We start from the raw sequence: 21613 nt of genomic DNA, 5'->3' as shown, positions 1-21613 counted from the left end.
GTTTTCGGGGGGGAGGGGCAGGCCCTCTGGTGCCTCTGCAACCGCGGTTGTCAGAGTCTCCTCGTATCGATGTGTCATGGTGGTCGTGGTCAAAAAGTCTGCCGCTGGCAGCACAGCCATGACTAAATCACACGCCACGCCCGCCTGGAAACACAAGTGTTACCAAGCGAAACACGCCTATGCAATGCCCGCTGCGCCGGCGGCCTGAATGATGGGCCATTGCAACACTTTGTACCTTGCATGGAGGCCTCGCTCGTCTTCGCCAGAGGGTGGGAGCCATTTCATCGGCGATGTCCGTCACGCCCGTAGTCCTGTGCTGACGCGTGCTGCGTGGCATGGACTACGGCGCCGTCGCCGGATCATTTTTACAGTGAATTCCATCGCATCACGCAAAGGTTCCACGCACTCCGAGTGGATGGCTGAGGCGAAGTTTTTTGAGGAGTGACACCATGAATGAAGACACCATCAAGGGCAATTGGAAGCAGTTCAAGGGCAAGATGATCGAGCAGTGGGGCAAGCTCACGAACGACGACTTCGATGTCATCGACGGCAAGCGCGAACAGTTCCTGGGCAAGCTGCAAGAGCGCCAGGGCATCGCCCGCGACGTGGCCGAAAAGCAGCTCAAGGAATGGCAGGACCGCCACCCCGACTTCCGCTTCAACGACTGATAGCGCGACCGCGCTGCGGGGCTTTCGCCCCGCCCCCGCCAGGCCACCCCTGGCGCACCGCCCCTACAAGATCCACACCCATTGCATTCAATTTCATCGAGGAGAAAACCATGACATTCCAACGCACCCTGATCGCCGCCTGCGCCGCCGGTCTGATGGCTACCACCGCTTTTGCCATGACCCCCGCAGAGCACAAGGCCGCCAAGGACAGCATCTCGGCGGACTACAAGATGAACAAGCAAAAATGCGATGCCCTCAAGGCCAACGCCAAGGACATCTGTATGAAGGAAGCCAAGGGCACCGAAGACGTGGCCAAGGCCGAGCTCGAAGCCCAGTACAAGCCCAGCGCCAAGGCCAGCCAGAAGGTGGCTGAAGCCCGTGCCGACGCCGCCTACGCTGTCGCCAAGGAAAAGTGCGACGACCTGACCGGCAACGCCAAGGACGTGTGCGTGAAGGATGCCAAGGCCGAACATGTGAAGGCCAAGGAAAACGCCAAGGTGGCCGCCGCCCAGGCCAAGCCTGCAGACACAGCGGCCGAGAAGGCCGCCAACGTGGCCGAGGCGCGCAAGGACGCCACCGCCGAGAAGAATGAAGCCAACTACAAGGCTGCCAAGGAGCGCTGCGAGACGATGACTGGCGACCTCAAGTCCAAGTGTGTGGACGACGCCAAGCGCATGTACGGCCAGAGCTGATGGGGCGGGCGCTGGGCGCCCAAGTCCCTTGCACTACCAGGCCCTGCCCGCCGCGCGCGGTGCAGGGCCTGGCTGCGTATGGCGTGGCCATGACCTGCATCAACACCCGGCCGGGCCGGGGCTTCTAAGCTCGCACCTTCGTTTGATCTGCCCGCCCAAGGAGTCCCATGGCCCACCTCGAATGGTCTGATGCGTTGAACCTCGACCTGCCCCTGATGGATGACACCCACCGGGAGTTCGTCGACTTGCTGGCCGCCGTGGACCAGGCCGGTGACGCCGACCTGCTGCCCCGCTGGTGCGCGCTGGTGGAGCACACCGAGCAGCATTTCGGGCAGGAAGACGACTGGATGGCCTCCACCCGATTTGCATCGGGCAACTGCCACAGCATGCAGCACAAGGTTGTGCTGCAGGTGATGCGTGAAGGCACGGCCCGCGCCGAACAGGGCGACCTGAAGGTGCTGCGCGTCATGGCCAGCGAGCTGGCGCTGTGGTTTCCGCAGCATGCGCAGAGCATGGATGCCTCGCTGGCCCTGCACCTGCGCCGCGTGGGGTTTGACCCTGTGACCGGCGTCGTGCATGCTCCCGGTGCGTTGCCGGGTGCGTTGATCCACGGTTGCGGTGGGGCCACGTGTTCGGACGCCGACGCCCCGGGTGCCAGCGAGCCCGCTGCCCAACGCGATATCGCGCCCGCTGTGGCTGCCTGACAGCGACGCAGCTGCGCTGCCTGCCCGCAGCGGCAAGCGCCAGCAGACGCTGAACGAACAAACGAGAGGCAGGCACGGCACGGCCAGAGCACCACTTTGGCGTGACCCGGGGGCCATCGGGCTTTCACCCGTGCAGCCGTCCTGCTTGTGTGGCATGCTGCCCCATCTCAAGGCAATTGGGGGCGGCGCGGCCGCTTCGCATCATGGCCGACACCACCCCTCCCGACGACCCCTGCGACGACACTGCCCGTCTCCAGGCCCTGCAGCGCTACGGCATTCTCGACACTCCCATGGAGCCCGCCTACGACGAGCTGGCCGACCTGGCGGGCTACGTGTGCGAAGCGCCCGTGGCATTGATCAGCCTGCTGGACAGCCAGCGCCAGTGGTTCAAGGCCGCCCGTGGGTTTGCGCTGCGGGAAACCCCGCTGAGCGAGTCGGTGTGCCGCTATGCCATCCGCCAGTCCGGCGTCTTCATCGTGCCCGACCTGGCACAAGACCCGCGCTTTGCGCACTATGCGATCGTCACGCAGAAGAACCCACTGCGCTTTTACGCCGGGGCGCCGCTGGTCACGCCCGATGGCTTTGTGCTGGGCACGCTGTGCGTGCTGGACCACCGGCCGCGCGAGCTGTCAGCCAAGGTGCAGGACCTGCTGTCCGCCCTGGCGCGCCAGGTGATCCGGCTGCTGGAGCTCAAGCGTGCCAACGACCGCCAGGGCCAGATGCTGATGGAGCTGGAGGCGGCGCGCCACCAGATGGCGGTGCTGGCCCACACCGATGTGCTGACCGGGTTGGCCAACCGCCGCTCGTTCACCGATCGCCTGCGCCAGGAATGGGCACTGCTGCAGCGCGGCAATGAGCCAGCCAGCCTGCTGATGATGGACCTGGACCACTTCAAGCGCGTGAACGACGTGTACGGCCACCATGTGGGTGACCAGGCGCTGCAGCTGTTTGCCACCCTGTGCCGCGACGCCTTCCGCGCGGCCGATGTGCTGGGGCGCTGGGGGGGCGAGGAGTTTCTGGCCCTGTTGCCCGCCACCGGGCTCGACCAGGCACAGGTGGTGGCCGAGCGTGTGCATGCGGCGCTGGCCGCCCACCCGCTGCCCGGCATCGAGCCGGCGCTGGTGCTGTCGGTCAGCATGGGGCTCACCCTGTTCGACCCGCTGCGGCCGCTGGACATCACCCTGCGGCTGCTGGACTCTGCGCTCTACACCGCCAAGCGCGAGGGGCGCAGCCGCACCGTGGTGGTGTAGATGCTCTGCTTTTGATAGCTGCTGGCGCATATTGCACTAGCGCTACCACCAGTTTTTACTAAAAACTGTGCCCCAGGGGCCTGCGCACGACCCTCGGGACACCTTCAGAACTCCGGGCGGCGCGGCAACCGCAAGGCCGCGGTGCGCCACGCCAGGTCGCGCAGCGCCCGGCGCAGGGCGGGCGAATCTGCAGCGCCGCTTGCAGGCCCTCCGTGGCTGTGGTCCGCCTCGGCACGGTGGGGGCAAAAGGCTGCGTCCAGCACCTGCTGCTTGGCGCAGTGCAAGGCCAGCCGGTCCTGCGACCGCAGGGCCGCCATCAACTGGTCGCGGTGGCGCTGCACGCGGGCCGATTCGGCGGCGGTCAGCGCAGGGCCCCTTGCGGGGCCGGTGCTGGCGGGCGGCGTCAGGGCCTGGGCCTGCGCCAGGTACTGGGCCCAGCGGGTGGTCTGCGCGGCGGCGTTCATGCAGCCTCCGCGCGGGGGGCTGCGGGGCGCTGCATGGGCGGCATGGTGGGGCGCGGGGGCGTGCCGCCTTGCGACAGGCCGTACCAGTTCACCTTGCGCGTCAACACCATCACCGCTGCCAGCACCAGGAAGAGCGCAATCGCACCTACCACCAGCGCTGTCTGCTCGAGCTGCAGCAGCACGTACAGCAGGCCATACAGCAGCGCAATGCCCGCCCCCAGTGGCACACCACGCGTGAGCCCGCCCAGCATGTGGCTGGCGTAATAGGCCAGCAGCAGCACACACGCGCTTGCGGCCACCGCGTACGAAATGCCAAACGTCAGGTGCTCCGACAGGCTCACCAGCAGCAGGAAGAAGCTGCACAGCGCGCTGCCCACCAGCAGGTACTGCACCGGGTGCACGCGCAGCTTCTTCATCAGCTCGAACAGGCCCACGGCCACGAAGGTGAGGGCGATGAACAGCACACCGTACTTGGTCGCGCGGTCCGACAGGGAATAGGGATTCACCGGGTCGATGAATGCCACGCTGAAGCTGTCGGCGCAGTCGCCCGGCGTGGCCCCGCTGTGTGCATAGTCGCTGCCCTCATCCGCGCCCAGGCAGATGCGCTTGCCGTTCGCAATGTCGGCCTGCGCCGTGGTGGCCAGGGACGACAGGCGCCACTGGGCCGAAAAGCCGGTCTTCTTGACCTCGCGTTCCGATGGCAGAAAGCGCCCGGCAAACGACGGGTGGGGCCAGCTGCTGGTCATCAGCACCTCGGTGTTGCCGCCCAGCGGCACGATGGCCAGGCGCTCGGTGCCCACCAGTTCCAGGTCCAGCGTGGCGGTCAGGCCATCGGCCTTGCCGCGCACGGATTCGGGCAGCACCGCGTGCAGGCCCCGGCTGTAGGTAGGGTGGAAGGTGCCGGGCTTGAGGGCCAGCGCCTGGCTGCCCATGGTGAACTGCGCGGTGCGGATGCCGCGCGCATCGCCCACAGCCATCATCACGATGGGTGCGCCGCAGTGCATGCGCGAATTCTTCATGCTGCTCTGCGGCAGCAGGCTGGCCAGCGAACCCCATTGCGCCGTCACGTGGGCCTTGAGGTTGTAGGTGTTCACCTTGTGCAGCCCGCGTGCGCGTTCCTCCATCGCGGCGCCGGTGGTGAGCTTGAGCTGCTCGGGCATGGCGGTCAGGATGAACTCGCGGCGCCTTTCGACCATGCGGCGCTCCTCGCCCTTGCCGACTTCTTCATCCCAGCTTTCCACGCAGGCGCTGTGGATCATGGGGCCCATCAGCGTCTGCGGCCCCGCCAGGCTCTCGGCCACGCTTTGAGCGGTGATGCTGCGGTAGCGCAGCCGGTCGCGCACCACGTCTTCGATCAGGCCCAGGCCAAAGAGCAGCAACACGGTGATGGCGGTCAGCGCCGCCAGCTTGGTGAACAAGGGGTGTTTGAACAAAAGATCCTCCACAAGTGACTGTTGTGGAGGCAGTGTTGTGGCGCGCTGTGAGGGCGCTATGAAGTTTGTGAGGCCAGTGTGAAGTGGGGATCGCTGGCGGTGGCTTTCGCTGCTCAGGCGGCGCGGTACACCAGCTCCACCCGCAGCCCCGGCGCCGTGTTGCGCGCCACCATCTGCCCCCCATGCAGCGCCATCACGCGCTGCACAATCGCCAGCCCCAGGCCCGATCCGCTGCGCTCGCCGCCCGGTCGTGCGGTGGTGAAAAAGCGCTCGCCCAGGCGCGGCAGCGCATAGTCCGGCACGCCGGGGCCGCTGTCTTGCACGGCCACCGTGGCGCCGTCCAGTTCCACCCGCACCGTGCTGCCTGCGGGCGCAAAGTCGATCGCGTTGTCCAGCAGGTTGGTCAGCGCCAGCGTCACCAGTTCGGCCTCCCACGGGCCGCTGGTGCCGTGCCCTTGCAATGCCAGCGTGATGCCGCGCTGCCCCGCGCGGGCGCGGGTCTGGGCAATGGCGGCCTCGGCGCAGTCGTGCAGCGCCACGGGCGCGCGGCCTTCGGCGTGCTGGCGCTGCTCCAGCTTGGACAGCTCCAGCAGCCGGTCGATGATGCGCTGCAGGCGTTCGCTTTGCTGCACCACCTGGGTCGCAAACTCGGCGCGGTCGGCGGCGGGCAGCTCGTCCTGCAGCAGCTCGCCCGCGCCCCGGATGGCGGCCACGGGGCTTTTGAGTTCGTGCGTGAGCGCGCGCACATAACCCTCGATGTAGTCGCGCCCCTCCAGCCGCGCGCGCATGCGGTCCATGGCGCGGGCCAGGTCGCCCAGCTCGCCGGGCACCTCGGGAACGGCCAGGGCCGTGGGGGGCGGAAGAGTTGGGTCGTGGCGTTCGCCGTCGGCCGGGCCCTGCACGCTCAGCGCGTAGTCGCGCAGGCGGCGCACATTCCACACCATCCACAGCGTCACCGCCACGCCCACGGCGGCCGATAGCGCCAGCAGCAACAGCCCGCCCATGAACACCTTGCGCTCGGCCCGATCGATGAAGCGCTGCACCGTGCGCGTGGGCTTGGCCACGGTGAGCACGCCCGCGATCTGGCTGTTCACGTAGATGGGCGCCGCCACATGCATCACGCCGCTGGTGTCGTCGTCCTCCACATCGCGCGTAGAGCGCGCGCCGTACTCGCCGCGCAGCGTGCGCGCCACATCGCGCCAGCGTGAGTAGTCGGCGCCCACGGCGCGGTTTTCCGAGTCGAACAGCACGCGGCCCGTGGTGTCGGTCACGTAGATGCGGTAGTCGAGCGACTGCTTGGAAAAGCCCCAGATGGCCGCATCAACGGGCCGCGTGGCGTAGCGCCGCACATGCTGGGCAAACGGACTGGTGCTGCTGTTGTTGGCCTGTGCCGCCAGCCGCCCGGCGGCCAGGTCCTCGCTGGCCAGCTCGGCCAGGATGTTGGCCGTGTCCACCATCATGTCTTCCATCACCTCGCGCACGCTGGGCTTGATCTCGGCCATGAACACGCGCAACACAAAGAACGCGGCGATGCCGTTGATGAGGAAGAAGGCGAACAGCAGGCGGATGCCGAGGCGCATGGTGCGTTACTTCAAAAACAATAGCTGCCAGCGCTTCTTAAATGGGCGCCAGCGGGCAATTTGACTTCAGATGTTCAGGCAGTAACCCATGCCCCGGTGCGTGCTGATGTACTCGCGCGCCGGGTCCACCTCGCGCAGCTTGGCGCGCAGGGTCTTGATGTGGGTGTCCACCGTGCGGTCGGTGCTTTCGCTGTCGTCGCCCCAGGCGGCGGCCAGCAGGGCGTCGCGCGAATGGATGCGGCCTGCGCCGCGCAGCAGGTGGGCCAGCAGGCGGTACTCGCGCCGGGTCAGCGCCAGGGCCTGGCCGCGCAGGCTGATGCGCTGGCCCGTCTCGTCGTCGTGGAACAGCGCGGCGGCCGTGGCGGCGGGCGCTGCCGGGTGGCCGTTGCCATTGCCGTGGCCGTGGCCCGCACGGCGCAGCAGCGCCTTCACGCGCGCAGCCAGTTCGCGCGGACTGAAGGGTTTGGTGAGGTAGTCGTCGGCACCCAGCTCCAGGCCCAGCACGCGGTCGATTTCTTCGCCGTGGGCGCTGAGCATCAGCACGGGCAGAGCGGCGGTGGGCGCGGTGTTGCGCACATCGCGCAGCAGGTCCAGGCCGCTGCCGTCGGGCAGGCCCACGTCCAGCACCAGCAGGTCAAACCGCGCGCTCTGCAGCTGCTGGCGCGCGTCGTGCACCAGCAGGCTGTGCGTGACGGTCAGGCCATCGCGCTCCAGCGCATAGGCCACGGTGCGGGCGATGGCGGGGTCGTCTTCGAGCAGCAGCAGGCGGGCGGACATGGAGGGTCAGCGTGCGACGAGGATGGGGAACAGCTTGCCCAGCCCGTCGGCCATCACTTCCACGGCCAGCGCAGCCAGAATGAGGCCCATGAGGCGGGTCATCACATTGATGCCGGTCTTGCCCAGCACGCGCGCAATGGGGTCGGCCAGCGCAAAGCACACGGCCGTGGCCAGTGCGATGACCACGCCGTAGCCCACCAGCGCGGCGTGCTGCCAGAAGGTCTGGGCGCGGTCGGCATAAATCACCACGGTGGACATGCTGGCCGGGCCGGTGAGCAGCGGAATGGTGAGCGGCACCACGGCAATGCTGCTGCCGGCGGCGGCCTTTTCGGCGCCTTCTTCATATTCGTTGGTGCTGGGCTTGGCCTCGGCGGGCTGGGCGTTGAGCATGTTCATCGCGCTGATGAGCAGCAGCATGCCGCCGCCCACCTGGAAGCTCTGCAGCGAGATGTTGAAGAAGTCGAGGATCTGCAGGCCCAGCAGCGCACAGGCTGCAATCACGCAGAACACGCTGAAGCTGGCCACCTGGATGGTGCGGCGCCGCTGCGGGTACGAGAAGCCCTGCGTGTAGTGGATGAAGAACGGCACGATGGCCAGCGGGTTCACGATGGCCAGCAGGGTGATCAGGGGTTTGAGGTCCATCAGGGCGCTCCCAAGGGCAAGTGGGCAGGGTGGTTCTTCGGGGGGCTCAGGCCAACAGCAGATGAGGGTGGCGCAGCCCGGGCTGTGGGCGAGTATGCGGTGTTTTCTGCGCCGTTTGGCGGTCAAGCATGCTGCGCTGCAGCGTGCCTGCCACCGGGTGGTGCCGGGCCTTCTCTTCTAACGCCCGCCCGACACATCCATCAAGGTGGCGGTGGTGTAGCTCGCTGCAGGGGACATCAACCAGACGATGGCCTCGGCCACCTCGTCGGCCGTGCCGCCGCGCTGCATGGGCACCTGGTGCGAGAGGTCGCGCACGCGGTCGGGCAGCCCGCCGCTGGCGTGGATGTCGGTCTCGATCAGGCCCGGACGCACGGCGTTCACACGGATGCCCTCGGCCGCCACTTCGCGCGCCAGGCCGATGGTGAAGGTGTCGATGGCGCCCTTGGCCGCCGCGTAGTCCACATACTGGTGGGCCGAGCCCAGGCGCGAGGCGGCGCTGGACACATTGACGATGGAACCGCCGCTGCCGCCGTGGCGCGTGCTCATGCGCCGTACGGCTTCGCGGGCGCAGACGATGCTGCCGATCACGTTGGTGTCGAACATGCGGCGCAGGCGCTCGGTGCCCATTTCGTCCACCCGGGCGGTCACGTCCACCACGCCGGCGTTGTTGACCAGGGCGCTGATGCGGCCCAGCTGGGTGTCCACGGCCTGGAACATGGCCAGGATGTCGGCCTCGCTCGCCACGTCACCCTGCACCGCGATGGCGGTGCCACCGTTTGCCCGAATGTCATCGACCACGCTCTGGGCGGCGGCCTCGTTGGCGAGGTAGTTGACGGCCACGGCCCAGCCATGTTTTGCGGCCAGCCGTGCGGTGGCGGCGCCAATGCCCCGGCTGGCGCCAGTGATTAGTGCGATCTTCTCCATGGGGTGGGGTCTCCTGCAAGAATGGCGCATTGGAACAGGTTCTGCCCCCCGCCGCGCAGCGCCCGCACCCATAGCGCGGACCCTCTGCGCACCATACGTACCAAATCCAAGGAGCATTCAGCATGGGACAGTTTGTCGATCTGACGTCGAGTGACGGTTTTGTGGCCCCCGCCTGGGTCGCCAGGCCCGAGGGCAGCCCCCGTGGCGCCGTGGTGGTGCTGCAAGAAATTTTTGGCGTGAACTCGCACATCCGTTCGGTGGCCGACCGCTACGCAGCCAGCGGCTACCTGGCCGTGGCGCCATCCACCTTTCACCGCGTCAAGCAAGGGGTGGAGCTGGGCTACACCGGTGACGACATGCAGGCCGGCATGGGCCTGAAGGCAGCGGTCGAGGCCCTGCCCGCGCCGGGCGTGCTGCCCGACATCCAGGCCGCCATCGACTACGCCGCGCAGCAAAGCGGCGGCAAGGTGGGCATCGTGGGCTACTGCTGGGGCGGCCTGCTGACCTGGCGCTCGGCCTGCCTGCTGCAGGGCCTGTCGGCTGCTGCGCCTTACTACGGCGGCGGCGTGACCACGCCGGAGGAAGTGGCCCGCACCCCCAAGGTGCCGGTGCTGGCCCACTTTGGCGAGCGCGACCACTGGATTCCGCTTGATAGCGTGCAGGCCTTCGGCAAGGCCCACCCAGAGGTCGAAGTGCATGTGTACGCCGCCGACCACGGCTTCAACTGCGACCAGCGCGGCAGCTATGACGAGGCCGCCGCCAACACGGCGCGCGAGCGCACGTTGGCCTTCTTTGCCAAGCACCTGGGTTGAACCGCCCCAGTGACAGAGACGGCGACACGATAGCGAACAACCAACGGAGATGGACATGGCGGATTTCAGGCGTTTTTGGTCCCAAGCGCTAGTCCGTTATGCGCTGGCAGCTTTGGGTTTGATAGCGCTATGCACCACCACCCACGCGGCCGACTACACCGGCCCCCTGTTCGACGCCCACCTGCACTACAACGAGGAAGCCTGGGACGGTCGCTCAGGCCCGCACCCACCCGCCGATGTGCTGGCGCGCATGAAGGCCAGCGGCGTGCGCGCCATCGTGGCCAACTCGCGGCCCAATGCCGGGTCGCTCACCTTGGCGGGCCTGCCGCAGACCCGTGAGGCCGGTGTGGCGGTTGTGCCGTTTGTGCGGCTGTACCGCAACCGCGCCGACTACACCGGCTGGTTTGCCGACGACACCATCTACGACATGGTGCAGACCGAACTGGCCCGGGGCACGCCGGCCGGCCCGTACCGGGGCCTGGGCGAATTCCATCTTTATGACAGCGCCAACGCCAACGGCCCCGTGGCCAAAAAGCTCATGACCCTGGCCGAGCAGCGGGACCTGGTGGTGCTGGCCCATGTGGACGACACCGCCATCGACCTGCTGATGGCCAACACCCCGTCCCAAGGTCAGAAGGCCCGGCTGATCTGGGCCCACACCGGCATTGGCGGCGCGCCTGTGGAGCGGGTGGACGCCCTGATGGCCCGCTACCCGGGCCTGGTGGGCGAACTCTCGTACCGCCCCGGCCTGGTGTGCGACGACAACCAGCTGTGCCCCGCCTGGCGCGCGCTGCTGCTCAAGTACCCCACGCGCTTCGTGGTCGGCTCGGACACCTGGGTCAACCAGCGCTGGCAGCACTACGAAAGCCTGATGCAGGGCTACCGCCAGTGGCTGGGCGGCCTGCCCGCCGATGTGGCGCGCAAGGTGGCGTGGGACAACGCGGCGGGGCTGTTTGGGGTGGCCAGGCCATAAGGCACTGGAACGCATGACCCTTCCTGTTTTTGGGTGACGCACGCTGATACGGGCGCTGACCCAAGCCAGGGATGCCAAGCAAGGGCCGCCCCGCAGCGAGGGCATCGTCCCCCTTCCCGGCAAAGCCGAGAGAAGGGGGAAGGCCCGAAGGGCCTCAGGGGGATGTTCCTATCTTGTCCTCGCCAGATACCGCTTGCGCCAGAACAGCAGCACCAGCGACACCGCGATGAACACCATCGACCCCATGGCCCACCAGAAGCCATCGGCCTTGTGCACCAGTGGAATGAACTCGAAGTTCATCCCGAAAATGCCCGCAATCAGGTTCAGCGGCAAAAACACGGCCGTGAGCGCCGTGAGGGTGCGCATGATGTCGTTGGTGCGGTTGCTCTGCACCGAAAAGTGCATCTGCACGGCGGTTTCGGTGCTCTGCTCCAGGCGCCGCACGTGGTGCACCACGCGCTCGATGTGCTCCAGCACGTCGCGGCTGCGCACCTTGAGCAGGTCCAGCTCGCGCAGGCCCGCCGGGGTGTCGGGCAGGGCCCAGGTTTCCAGCGCGTCGATCCAGTCCTGCACGGCGGTGCGCTGGTCTTCGCAGATCTCGTCGAGCATGTGCAGCGACAGGCGCGCTTCGAGCAGCGAGGTCCAGTTCACGTACCGCGCGCGGGGCTTGAGCAGCTCGGTCTGCCAGTGGTCCAGCTGGCGGGTGAGTTCGCGGCGCAGGTCCAGGTAGCCGTCCACCATCTGGTTGACCACGCGCAGCATCAGGTCGGCGGGACTGGTGGGCAGGCGTGCGCCCGAGATCGGGCTGCTGCGGCCCTCGCCCATGCCGGGGCTGGCGTGGGCGTTGCCGTGAGCGTGGCTGGCATTGTTGGCGCTGCTGGTTCCGTTGCCGATTCCATGGCCATTGGCCGGAGTGGCCGCCAGCAGCCGCGTCGCGTAGGCATCGCGCACCGCGCAGTCGGTGGGGTGCACGGTCAGCAGCAGCTGGTCGAACACCGCAAACCCCACGGGGCTGGTGTCGATGCGACGCAGCACGGGCGGGCCGCTGCGCTTGACCGGGGCGTTGGGGTTGTTGTCGGGCTCGGCGGCAACGGCCGGTGTGGCGGGGGCAGCAGGCCCGGGCTGCCCAGCCTGCGCAGCATCGCCCTGCACCGTGGCCAGGCGGCGGAACACCAGCAGGTCGTACTGCGAGGTGTAGTCGTAGTGCGAGGGCAGCTGGGCGTTGAGCAGGTCGGACACATGCAGGTCCACCAGCTGCAGCCCGATCAGCGCCTGCAGGCGGCCCTGGATCTCGGCGAGCCGCGCCTGAAAGGCCGGACGGGCGCAGGCGATCCAGAGGAAACCCTGCGTCGGCATCTGGGCGGGCAGGGCTGTCAGCTCCTGCACGCCGCTGCTGTGGATGTGAAAGATGCGCATGGACACCGTGGTTTCAGTCAAAAACGCCGGTAGCGCCAGTGGAATATGCGCTGACAGCTATTATTTTTGTAGCTTGCGTGCCACGTCGCGCGCAAAGTAGGTCAGCACGCCGTCGGCGCCTGCGCGCTTGAAGGCCAGCAGGCTTTCCATCATCACGGCGTCGTGGTCCAGCCAGCCGTTGGCGGCAGCGGCCTTGATCATGGCGTACTCGCCGCTCACCTGGTAGGCAAAGGTGGGCACGTGGAACTCGTCCTTCACCCGGCGCACGATGTCCAGGTAGGGCATGCCGGGTTTCACCATCACCATGTCGGCGCCTTCGGCGATGTCGATGGCCACTTCGCGCAGGGCCTCGTCGCTGTTGCCGGGGTCCATCTGGTACACGTTCTTGTCGGCCTTGCCCAGGGCGCCGCGCGTGCCCACCGCGTCGCGGAACGGGCCGTAGAAGGCGCTGGCGTATTTGGCGCTGTAGGCCATGATGCGGGTGTGGATGTGGCCCTGCACCTCCAGCGCCTCGCGGATCGCGCCAATGCGGCCGTCCATCATGTCGCTGGGGGCGACGATGTCCACGCCCGCCTCGGCATGCGTGAGCGCCTGGCCAGTGAGGATCTCCACCGTCTCGTCGTTGATGATGTAGCCGGTCTCGTCCAGCACACCGTCCTGGCCGTGGCTGGTGTAGGGGTCCAGCGCCACGTCGGTCATCACGCCCAGGTCGGGAAACTCCTTCTTCAGCGCCCGCACCACGCGCGGGATCAGGCCGTCAGGGTTCAGGGCTTCCTTGCCATCCGGTGTCTTGAGCGACGGGTCAATCGCCGGGAACAGCGCCAGCACCGGGATGCCCAGCTTCACGCAGTCTTCGGCCACGGGCAGCAAAAGGTCCAGGCTCAGGCGGTCCACGCCGGGCATGGAGGTCACGGCCTCGCTGCGGTTCGTGCCCTCGTGCACGAACACGGGGTAGATCAGGTCGTCGGCGGTGACTACGTTCTCGCGCACCAGGCGGCGGGTGAAGGCATCGCGGCGCAGGCGGCGCGGGCGGTTCTGGGGGAAGGGGGCAGGGCTTTGGAGGTGCATCATCGGATTATGAATCCCCCCTGTGGCGCTGCGCGCCTTCCCCCTGGAGGGACGCCACCCCTGGACCGGCAAAGCCGGATCCACGGTGGCACTGGCAGGGGTCGTTGGCGGTGGTTGGCGCTCCGGCGCTCTGTGGAAAAGCCGCTTGTAACCGCCCATGCCCAGTGCTAGATTGGCGCCGGGCGGCTTGCCGCCCCCCGCTTTTCCTCCCTGAGCGGGACCTGGGCTGCAGCGATGCGGCACAGGCTTTCCCGGCCCGGCGGATCTGCCGGGCTTTTTTTTGGTGTTGTCCCGTCGGAGTGGCGTAGGCCCGTAAACTGCCCCCCATGCTCTGGGTCAAAGCCTTTCACATCGTTTTCGTGGCCAGCTGGTTTGCGGGCCTGTTCTACCTGCCGCGCATCTTCGTCAACCTGGCGATGGTGGCGCCCGGCTCGGCCGCCGAGCGTGACCGCCTGCTGCTCATGGCACGCAAGCTGATGCGCTTCACCACCCTGCTGGCCGTGCCCGCCATTGCGCTGGGACTGTGGCTGTGGCTGGGCTACGGCATCGGCCGGGGCCCCGGCAATGGCTGGATGCACGCCAAGCTGGCCGTGGTGGTGCTGGTCATCGGCTACCACCATGCGTGCAGCGTGCTGCTGCGCAAGCTGGCCGACGGCACCAGCCGCCGCAGCCATGTGTGGTTCCGCTGGTTCAACGAAGCACCGGTGCTGCTGCTGCTGGTGGCCGTGGTGCTGGTGGTGGTCAAACCCTTTTGATGGAGACGCAGAGGGCGCATGCACAAAACCTCTGCCTGGCCGCTCGCGCTGACGTATACGGCGCTGATCGTTTTTGCCAGCCTGTTCCCGTTTGACGGGTGGCGCGAGCAGGGCATCGACCCTCTGGTCTTCCTGCTGGCCCGGTTGCCCCCGCCGTACTGGACGGGGTTTGACGTGGTCACCAACCTCGTGGGGTACGCGCCCCTGGGCTTTTTGCTGGTGCTGGGCCTGTTGCGCTCGGGCTGGCGGCGTGTGCTGTGGGCGGTGGCGCTGGCCACGCTGGTGGGCACGCTGCTGTCGCTGTGCATGGAGTTTCTGCAGATCTACCTGCCCCGGCGCGTGCCCTCCAACCTGGACCTGGCGCTCAACGCGCTGGGCACGCTGGCCGGTGCGCTGAGCGCCGCGCTGCTGGAGCGGCTGGGTGCGCTGGACCGCTGGAGCGACTTCAGGGCGCGCTGGTTTGTGTCCGACGCTTCGGGCGGCATGGTGCTGCTGGCGCTGTGGCCGCTGGCGCTGCTGTTTCCGGCAGCGGTGCCCTTTGGCCTGGGCCAGGTGCTGGAGCGGCTGGAGGCCGCGCTCATCGACCTGCTGGCCGATACGCCGTTCCTGGAGTGGCTGCCGCTGCGCGAGACCGAGCTGGACCCGCTGTCACCCAGCGGCGAGCTGCTGTGCGTCACCCTGGGGCTGCTCATCCCCTGTCTGCTGGGGTATTGCGTGATCCGCCAGATGGGGCGGCGCGCCCTGTTTGCGCTGGCGGTGGTGGGTGTGGGCATTGTGCTGACCGCGCTGTCCGCCGCACTCAGCTGGGGCCCCGTGCACGCCTGGGAGTGGATGGATCTGCCCGTGCGCGTAGGCGTCTGGGCGGCGCTGGCGTTGGCCCTGCTGATGCTGGCCCTGCCGCGCCGTGCCTGCGCTGCCGTGCTGCTGCTGGCGCTCACCTGGCATCTGGCACTGCTGAACCAGGCGCCCACCAGTGCCTACTTTGCCCAGACGCTGCAGATCTGGGAGCAGGGCCGTTTCATCCGTTTTTATGGCCTGGGCCAGTGGCTAGGCTGGCTGTGGCCCTACCTGACGCTGCTGTATGTGGTGTTTCGGGTGTCCCGGCGAGAGGGCGGGGCCTGAGTCGCAGGGCGATGGCCTCTGGCTTTCTGTGTGGCCGGGCAGGGGCTTGGGGCGTGGCCTCGCCCGCTGGAAGAGGCAGGGGTCCTTAAAATGCAGGGATGAGCGACACCCCTTCCGCACCGGCCGCAGCGCCCGGTTATTACCAGCGCCACATCTTCTTCTGCCTTAACGAGCGCACCAACGGGGAAGACAGCTGCGCGCACCACAACGCACAGGCGGGTTTTGACCGCTGCAAGGCCCAGGTCAAGGCCGCCGGGCTGGCGGGTGCCGGCAAAGTGCGTGTGAACAAGGCCGGTTGCCTGGACCGTTGCGCGGGTGGCCCCGTGGCGGTGGTCTACCCCGAGGGCACCTGGTACACCTATGTGGATGCGGCGGACATCGACGAAATCGTCGAATCGCACCTCAAGAACGGCCAGGTGGTGGAGCGTCTGGTCACGCCAGCGGAACTTGGCCGCTGAGCGCGGCTCCATCCCTGTCTTGGAACGATTTTGGCAGCAGGCGCTAGTGGATCATGCCCCTGTTGCTATTGATTGAGTAGCAAATCCGTGAATGCCCAGACCGAACGCCTGACCCTGTCCGGCCCCGCAGGCGCCATCGAGGCCGTGCGCGACAGCGCCACCCTGGCCGATGGCGCGGCGCCCCGTGGCGTCGCCATCATCGCCCACCCGCATCCGCTGTTTGGCGGCACCATGGACAACAAGGTGGTGCAGACCCTGGCGCGCGCGTTTGTGCAGTGTGGCTGGACGGCGGTGCGCTTCAACTTCCGCGGCGTGGGCGCCACGGCCGGCGTGTACGACGAAGGACGGGGTGAGTTGCAGGACCTGCTGGCGGTGGTGGAGCAGGTGGCTCCCGCCGCCGAGGGGCAACCCCTGGCGCTGGCGGGGTTTTCTTTCGGTGCATTTGTCACCAGCCATGCGCTGGAGGCACTGTGGCCCACGCAGCGCGTGGAGAAGGTCGTGCTGGTCGGCACGGCCGCCAGCCGCTTCACGGTGGCCCCGGTGCCGCCCGATGCCCACCTGCGCACGCTGGTCGTGCACGGCGAGCAGGACGACACCGTGCCGCTGTCCGCCGTGATGGACTGGGCCCGGCCCCAGATACTGCCTGTCACAGTCGTCCCCGCGGGGGGGCATTTCTTTCACGGACAATTACCGCTTCTGAAGAACCTGGTGGTCCGCCACCTGCAATCGGGCGCCTGAGGGGCGCCGCCCGGACCGGCTCCGGCCGTCCGTCGTCTTCCCTCTCCCGCCTTTTCTCCCACCCTTTTTTCGAGCCTCTCCAGCCCCCTCCTGCCCCATGAAACGAATCCTGTCTGCGTTGCGATCCCTGGCCGTCTTTGCTGCGGTGGCCCCGGCTGCCTTTGGCGCCCTGGCCCAGGCACCCCAGCCCCCCGAAATCGCCGCGCGCACCTACCTGCTGGTGGATGTCACCGCCAACCAGGTGCTGGCCGCCAAGGACATCGACGCGCCGGTGGAGCAGGCCTCGCTCACCAAGCTCATGACGGGCTACCTGGTGTTTGATGCGCTGCGCTCCAAGAAGATCGCGCTGGACCAGAAGCTGCCCGTGAGCGTGCGCGCCTGGAAGATGCCCGGCTCGCGCATGTTCATCGACCCCAAGATGCAGGTGCCGGTCGAAGACCTCATCAAGGGCATGATCGTGCAGTCCGGCAACGACGCCACCATGGCCCTGGCCGAAGGCGTGGGCGGCACGGCTGAGAACTTCGTCAAGCTCATGAACGACCAGGCGCAGGCGCTGGGCATGAAGGGCACGAGCTACAAGAACCCCGAAGGCCTGACGGAGCCCGGCCACACCACCACGGCGCGCGACCTCTCCGTGCTGGCCATGCGGCTGATGAAGGACTTCCCGGAGTACATGCACTATTACTCCACCAAGCAGTACAGCTACCCGGGTACTCCGGCATCGAACGGCAGCAACCGCAATTCGCTGCTGTTCCGCGATCCCACGGTCGATGGCCTCAAGACCGGCCACACCGCTGCGGCGGGCTACTGCCTGGTGGCCACGTCCAAGCGTGAATTCCCCGGCGTGGGCCAGCGCCGACTGCTGTCCATCGTGCTGGGTGCCGCGAGCGAAAACGCGCGCGCGAACGAAAGCCAGAAGCTGCTGAACTGGGGTTACACCGCGTTCGAGGCGGTCAAGTTGTTTGACGCAGGCAAGCCGGTGGCGACCCCTGCCGTCTGGAAGGGCAAGGACAGCGTGCTGAAGATCGGCCGCGAGGAGGCCATCGTGGTCGCCGTGCCCGCCGGCAGCGCTGGCAAGGTCACCACCCAGATCGCCCGCCCCGACCCGTTGGTGGCGCCTTACACCAAGGGTCAGGCCATTGGCACCCTCAAGGTCATGCTGGGCGACCAGTCCATCGGCGAAGTGCCCCTGGTGGCGCTGGAGGCGGTGGAACAGGCCGGCATCCTGGGCCGTGCCTGGGATGCCATCCGCCTCTGGATCAAGTGACCCTGCGTCGCAGAAGGTGGCGAACCACTTCTGAAACCATAGCTGGCTGCGCAGGTCCGGCGTATGCCGGGCCTGTTTTTCGCTCCTTTTGCAGCCAGTTCCTGTCAGATCACCGGGATGGCTGCAGGTGCCAGAAACTGCTGCAAGCCGCAGTGGGCTTGCCTTTCAGGGGGCATCCTGCTACATTAGAAGGCTTTTCGGAATTTCCGAAGGGATTCACGTTTTCGCTTTCACGAAGCAAATTCACGTTTAGGGACGTATTTCATGCCAACCATTAATCAACTGGTCCGTCAGGGGCGCGAGGTCGAAAAGACCAAGTCCAAGAGCCCTGCGATGGAAAACTCTCCACAGCGCCGTGGTGTGTGCACTCGTGTGTACACCACGACGCCTAAGAAGCCTAACTCCGCTCTGCGTAAGGTCGCCAAGGTGCGCCTGACCAACGGTTTTGAGGTGATCTCCTACATCGGCGGTGAAGGCCACAACCTGCAGGAACACAGCGTGGTGCTGGTTCGCGGCGGTCGTGTGAAGGACTTGCCCGGTGTGCGTTACCACATCGTGCGTGGTTCGCTGGACTTGCAAGGCGTGAAAGACCGCAAGCAAGCCCGCTCCAAGTACGGCGCGAAGAAGCCAAAGGCCAAGTAAGCCCTGGCCCTTTCGGTCTGAAGAATTTTCGGTGCTGTTTTTCCGCGTGGCGCGGAGGTGCAGCGTAGTGGCCCCAAACGCAGGTGTTCTGCGCGGGTCGAGTAAGTGGGAGTCCAGAGATTGGCTCTCGCGGTGTCTGAAAAGATGCCAACTGAAGCAAAGATAGAGGTAAAAAATGCCACGTCGTCGCGAAGTCCCCAAACGTGAAATCCTGCCGGATCCCAAGTTCGGCAATGTAGAGCTGTCCAAATTCATGAACGTGATCATGGAAGGCGGCAAGAAGGCAGTTGCAGAGCGCATCATTTACGGCGCCCTGGAACTGATCGAGAAGAAGCACCCCGATAAGGACCCTCTGGAAGCCTTCACCGTTGCCATCAACAACGTGAAGCCCATGGTGGAAGTGAAGTCCCGCCGCGTGGGCGGTGCCAACTACCAGGTGCCTGTGGAAGTGCGTCCCGTCCGTCGTCTGGCCCTGTCCATGCGCTGGATCAAGGAAGCCGCCCGCAAGCGCGGTGAAAAGTCGATGGCCCAACGCCTGGCCAACGAACTGCTGGAAGCCACTGAAGGCCGTGGCGGCGCCATGAAGAAGCGTGACGAAGTGCACCGTATGGCCGAAGCCAACAAGGCATTCAGCCACTTCCGCTTCTAAAACGTGGATTTGCACTGATATAGGCCCAAGGCTGCTGGCGTTTTGCCTGCAGCCTTGTGTCGATTTCAGGCAGTCACAAAATTGACGGGTTGCAGCGCCAGAATGCTGGGCCCGCCCCCCGAATAACACGACCCATCCAAGGATCCACCATGGCTCGCAAGACCCCCCTCGAGCGTTACCGCAATATCGGTATCTCGGCCCACATTGACGCTGGCAAGACCACCACGACCGAGCGTATTCTTTTCTACACCGGCGTGAACCACAAGATTGGTGAAGTGCACGACGGCGCGGCCACCATGGACTGGATGGAGCAAGAGCAAGAGCGTGGCATCACGATCACCTCGGCTGCGACGACCTGCTTCTGGAAGGGCATGGACATGTCCTTCCCAGAGCACCGCATCAACATCATCGACACCCCCGGCCACGTGGACTTCACGATTGAAGTGGAGCGTTCCATGCGCGTGCTGGACGGTGCCTGCATGGTGTACTGCGCCGTGGGTGGCGTGCAGCCCCAGTCGGAAACCGTCTGGCGCCAGGCCAACAAGTACAAGGTGCCACGTCTGGCCTTTGTGAACAAGATGGACCGCACCGGTGCCAACTTCTTCAAGGTCGTGGACCAGATGAAGCTGCGCCTGAAGGCCAACCCTGTGCCAATCGTGATCCCGATCGGTGCCGAAGAAAACTTCAAGGGCGTGGTCGACCTGCGCAAGATGAAGGCCATCATCTGGGACGAAGCTTCCCAGGGCATGAAGTTCAACTTCGAAGAAATCCCGGCCGATCTGGTGGCCACTGCCACTGAATGGCGCGAGAAGATGGTCGAAGCCGCTGCTGAAGCCTCTGAAGACCTGATGAACAAGTACCTGGAAGAGGGCGATCTGTCGGAAGAAGAGATCACCCAAGGCCTGCGTACTCGCACCATCGCTGGTGAAATCCAGCCTATGCTGTGCGGCACTGCGTTCAAGAACAAGGGTGTGCAGCGCATGCTGGACGCCGTGATCGAACTCATGCCTTCGCCGCTGGACGTGCCTCCAGTGCCTGGCTTCGACGAAGACGACAAGGAAGTCACCCGCAAGGCGGACGACAACGAGAAGTTCTCCGCCCTGGCATTCAAGCTGATGACCGACCCGTTCGTGGGCCAGCTGACGTTCGTGCGTGTGTACTCCGGCGTGCTCTCCAAGGGCGACACCGTGTACAACCCCGTGCGTGGCAAGAAGGAACGTATCGGCCGTATCGTGCAGATGCACGCCAACGAGCGCCAGGAAGTGGACGAAATCCGCGCCGGTGACATCGCTGCTTGCGTGGGTCTGAAGGACGTGACGACCGGTGAAACCCTGTGCGATCCAGCCGCCGTGGTGACGCTGGAGCGCATGGTGTTCCCTGAGCCTGTGATCCGTCAGGCTGTGGAACCCAAGTCCAAGGCCGACCAGGAAAAGATGGGTATCGCCCTGTCGCGCCTGGCCGCTGAAGATCCATCGTTCCGCGTGCAGACCGACGAAGAATCCGGCCAGACCATCATTGGCGGCATGGGCGAGTTGCACCTCGAAATCATCGTGGACCGCATGAAGCGCGAATTCGGTGTGGAAGCCAACGTGGGCAAGCCCCAAGTGGCTTACCGCGAAACCATCCGCAAGACGGTGGAAGAAGCCGAAGGCAAGTTCGTGCGCCAGTCCGGTGGTAAGGGTCAGTACGGCCACGTCGTGCTCAAGATCGAACCCAACGAAGCCGGCAAGGGCATCGAGTTCGTGGACGCGATCAAGGGCGGTGTGGTGCCTCGCGAATTCATCCCGGCCGTGGAAAAGGGTATCAACGAAGCTGTGACGCAAGGCGTGCTGGCTGGTTACCCCGTCGTGGACGTCAAGGTCACGCTGCACTTCGGTTCGTACCACGATGTGGACTCGAACGAACTGGCGTTCAAGATGGCTGCCATCTTCGGCTTCAAGGAAGGCTGCAAGAAGGCCGGTCCGGTCATTCTGGAACCCATGATGGCCGTGGAAGTGGAAACGCCTGAAGACTACGCCGGTAACGTGATGGGCGACCTGTCCAGCCGTCGCGGCATGGTGCAGGGCATGGACGACATGGTCGGTGGCGGCAAGGCCATCAAGGCCGAAGTACCCTTGTCCGAAATGTTCGGCTACTCCACGACCCTGCGCTCCATGTCGCAAGGCCGTGCCACCTACACGATGGAATTCAAGCACTACAGCGAAGCACCTCGCAACGTGTCTGAAGCCATCATGGCAGCGCGCGCCAAGTAAGTAAGCCCTTCGCCCGGGCCCTCGTGGTCCGGGCTTTGTTTTGTCTGCGATCCGGTGCCACTCTGTTCCCTGTGCGGAGTGAATCAGCAACCAGATGCAGACGTAAAACCACTACACAGGGATTGCTCTTTGGAGAATTGAAATGGCAAAAGGTAAGTTTGAACGCACCAAGCCCCACGTGAACGTGGGCACGATCGGTCACGTGGACCATGGCAAGACGACGCTGACGGCAGCTATCGCTACCGTGCTATCCGCCAAGTTCGGCGGCGAAGCCAAGGCCTACGACCAGATCGACGCTGCGCCCGAAGAAAAGGCCCGCGGTATCAC

At 66.0% G+C, this 21613-nt stretch carries 23 protein-coding genes; 15 read left to right on the top strand and 8 right to left on the bottom strand.

Going from position 1 to position 21613, the window contains the following annotated elements; translation table 11 throughout:
• Positions 1–449 precede the first annotated feature (449 nt).
• From AC07X4_RS20865 to AC07X4_RS20850, 4 genes are all read left to right on the top strand, one after another.
• On the top strand, positions 450–668 hold the full coding sequence (locus AC07X4_RS20865) for a CsbD family protein (protein ID WP_056057504.1): 219 nt from the start codon (positions 450–452) through the stop codon (positions 666–668).
• A 110-nt stretch (positions 669–778) separates the two neighbouring features.
• Positions 779–1360 carry a hypothetical protein gene (locus tag AC07X4_RS20860; RefSeq protein WP_056057507.1) on the top strand — a complete coding sequence of 194 codons (582 nt, stop codon included), beginning with the start codon at positions 779–781 and terminating at the stop codon, positions 1358–1360.
• Positions 1361–1527: 167 nt separating this feature from the next.
• Positions 1528–2064, top strand: coding sequence for a hemerythrin domain-containing protein (locus AC07X4_RS20855; protein WP_436074316.1), 537 nt, complete (start codon positions 1528–1530; stop codon positions 2062–2064).
• Positions 2065–2267: 203 nt separating this feature from the next.
• Entirely contained in the window at positions 2268–3314 is a 1047-nt protein-coding gene (locus AC07X4_RS20850) for a GGDEF domain-containing protein (RefSeq protein ID WP_260665958.1), read from the top strand.
• A gap of 104 nt (positions 3315–3418) precedes the next feature.
• Here the strand turns inward: AC07X4_RS20850 and AC07X4_RS20845 are convergent, their stop codons facing one another.
• The 6 genes from AC07X4_RS20845 to AC07X4_RS20820 all read right to left on the bottom strand — a co-directional run bounded on the left by AC07X4_RS20845 (position 3419) and on the right by AC07X4_RS20820 (position 9134).
• Positions 3419–3778 carry a hypothetical protein gene (locus AC07X4_RS20845; protein WP_260665959.1) on the bottom strand — a complete coding sequence of 120 codons (360 nt, stop codon included), beginning with the start codon at positions 3776–3778 and terminating at the stop codon, positions 3419–3421.
• Positions 3775–5211, bottom strand: coding sequence for a cell envelope integrity protein CreD (gene creD, locus AC07X4_RS20840; protein WP_494741169.1), 1437 nt, complete (start codon positions 5209–5211; stop codon positions 3775–3777). Before creD ends, AC07X4_RS20845 begins: the two co-directional genes overlap by 4 nt.
• A 113-nt stretch (positions 5212–5324) precedes the next feature.
• Entirely contained in the window at positions 5325–6791 is a 1467-nt protein-coding gene (creC, locus tag AC07X4_RS20835; RefSeq protein WP_494741168.1) for a two-component system sensor histidine kinase CreC, read from the bottom strand.
• 66 nt (positions 6792–6857) lie between these two features.
• Complete coding sequence (locus tag AC07X4_RS20830) at positions 6858–7568, bottom strand: winged helix-turn-helix domain-containing protein (protein ID WP_494741167.1); 711 nt, start codon at positions 7566–7568, stop codon at positions 6858–6860.
• A gap of 6 nt (positions 7569–7574) precedes the next feature.
• A complete protein-coding gene (locus AC07X4_RS20825; protein ID WP_055402029.1) occupies positions 7575–8210 on the bottom strand; it encodes a MarC family protein in 636 nt (211 codons plus the stop codon).
• A gap of 177 nt (positions 8211–8387) precedes the next feature.
• Positions 8388–9134: an SDR family oxidoreductase gene (locus tag AC07X4_RS20820; RefSeq protein WP_494741166.1), complete on the bottom strand. Its 747-nt coding sequence runs from the start codon at positions 9132–9134 to the stop codon at positions 8388–8390.
• Between the two features lie 122 nt (positions 9135–9256).
• On the opposite strand from AC07X4_RS20820, the gene AC07X4_RS20815 reads away from it, so the two are divergent.
• Entirely contained in the window at positions 9257–9946 is a 690-nt protein-coding gene (locus tag AC07X4_RS20815; protein ID WP_494741165.1) for a dienelactone hydrolase family protein, read from the top strand.
• Between the two features lie 55 nt (positions 9947–10001).
• Positions 10002–10919, top strand: coding sequence for an amidohydrolase family protein (locus AC07X4_RS20810; RefSeq protein ID WP_494741164.1), 918 nt, complete (start codon positions 10002–10004; stop codon positions 10917–10919).
• A gap of 168 nt (positions 10920–11087) precedes the next feature.
• Here the strand turns inward: AC07X4_RS20810 and AC07X4_RS20805 are convergent, their stop codons facing one another.
• Both AC07X4_RS20805 and hemB read right to left on the bottom strand, forming a co-directional pair.
• Positions 11088–12335, bottom strand: coding sequence for a magnesium transporter CorA family protein (locus AC07X4_RS20805; protein WP_288852047.1), 1248 nt, complete (start codon positions 12333–12335; stop codon positions 11088–11090).
• A gap of 60 nt (positions 12336–12395) precedes the next feature.
• Positions 12396–13403, bottom strand: coding sequence for a porphobilinogen synthase (gene hemB / locus AC07X4_RS20800; RefSeq protein WP_099732253.1), 1008 nt, complete (start codon positions 13401–13403; stop codon positions 12396–12398).
• A gap of 326 nt (positions 13404–13729) precedes the next feature.
• Between hemB and AC07X4_RS20795 the strand changes: the two genes are divergently transcribed.
• From AC07X4_RS20795 to AC07X4_RS20755, 9 genes are all read left to right on the top strand, one after another.
• On the top strand, positions 13730–14158 hold the full coding sequence (locus AC07X4_RS20795; protein ID WP_015012180.1) for a CopD family protein: 429 nt from the start codon (positions 13730–13732) through the stop codon (positions 14156–14158).
• Positions 14159–14176: 18 nt separating this feature from the next.
• Complete coding sequence (locus AC07X4_RS20790; RefSeq protein ID WP_056057538.1) at positions 14177–15280, top strand: VanZ family protein; 1104 nt, start codon at positions 14177–14179, stop codon at positions 15278–15280.
• Positions 15281–15378: 98 nt separating this feature from the next.
• On the top strand, positions 15379–15738 hold the full coding sequence (locus tag AC07X4_RS20785) for a (2Fe-2S) ferredoxin domain-containing protein (protein WP_015012182.1): 360 nt from the start codon (positions 15379–15381) through the stop codon (positions 15736–15738).
• Positions 15739–15825: 87 nt separating this feature from the next.
• Positions 15826–16476: an alpha/beta hydrolase gene (locus tag AC07X4_RS20780; protein WP_056057541.1), complete on the top strand. Its 651-nt coding sequence runs from the start codon at positions 15826–15828 to the stop codon at positions 16474–16476.
• A gap of 97 nt (positions 16477–16573) precedes the next feature.
• Entirely contained in the window at positions 16574–17743 is a 1170-nt protein-coding gene (locus AC07X4_RS20775; protein WP_056057545.1) for a D-alanyl-D-alanine carboxypeptidase family protein, read from the top strand.
• Between the two features lie 264 nt (positions 17744–18007).
• Complete coding sequence (rpsL, locus tag AC07X4_RS20770; protein WP_015012185.1) at positions 18008–18385, top strand: 30S ribosomal protein S12; 378 nt, start codon at positions 18008–18010, stop codon at positions 18383–18385.
• A 175-nt stretch (positions 18386–18560) separates the two neighbouring features.
• Positions 18561–19034 (top strand): 30S ribosomal protein S7, encoded by a 474-nt coding sequence (gene rpsG, locus AC07X4_RS20765; protein WP_005798541.1) that lies wholly within the window; start codon positions 18561–18563, stop codon positions 19032–19034.
• A 149-nt stretch (positions 19035–19183) separates the two neighbouring features.
• Complete coding sequence (gene fusA / locus AC07X4_RS20760; RefSeq protein ID WP_056057548.1) at positions 19184–21286, top strand: elongation factor G; 2103 nt, start codon at positions 19184–19186, stop codon at positions 21284–21286.
• Positions 21287–21428: 142 nt separating this feature from the next.
• Positions 21429–21613 (top strand): GTP-binding protein (locus AC07X4_RS20755; protein ID WP_288042702.1); only part of this gene is annotated, 185 nt, incomplete at its 3' end.

This window comes from Acidovorax sp. GW460-11-11-14-LB4 (assembly GCF_059423685.1).
The sequence above is the reverse complement of the archived record's forward strand: the minus strand, read 5'-3'. Positions and strand labels throughout refer to the sequence as shown.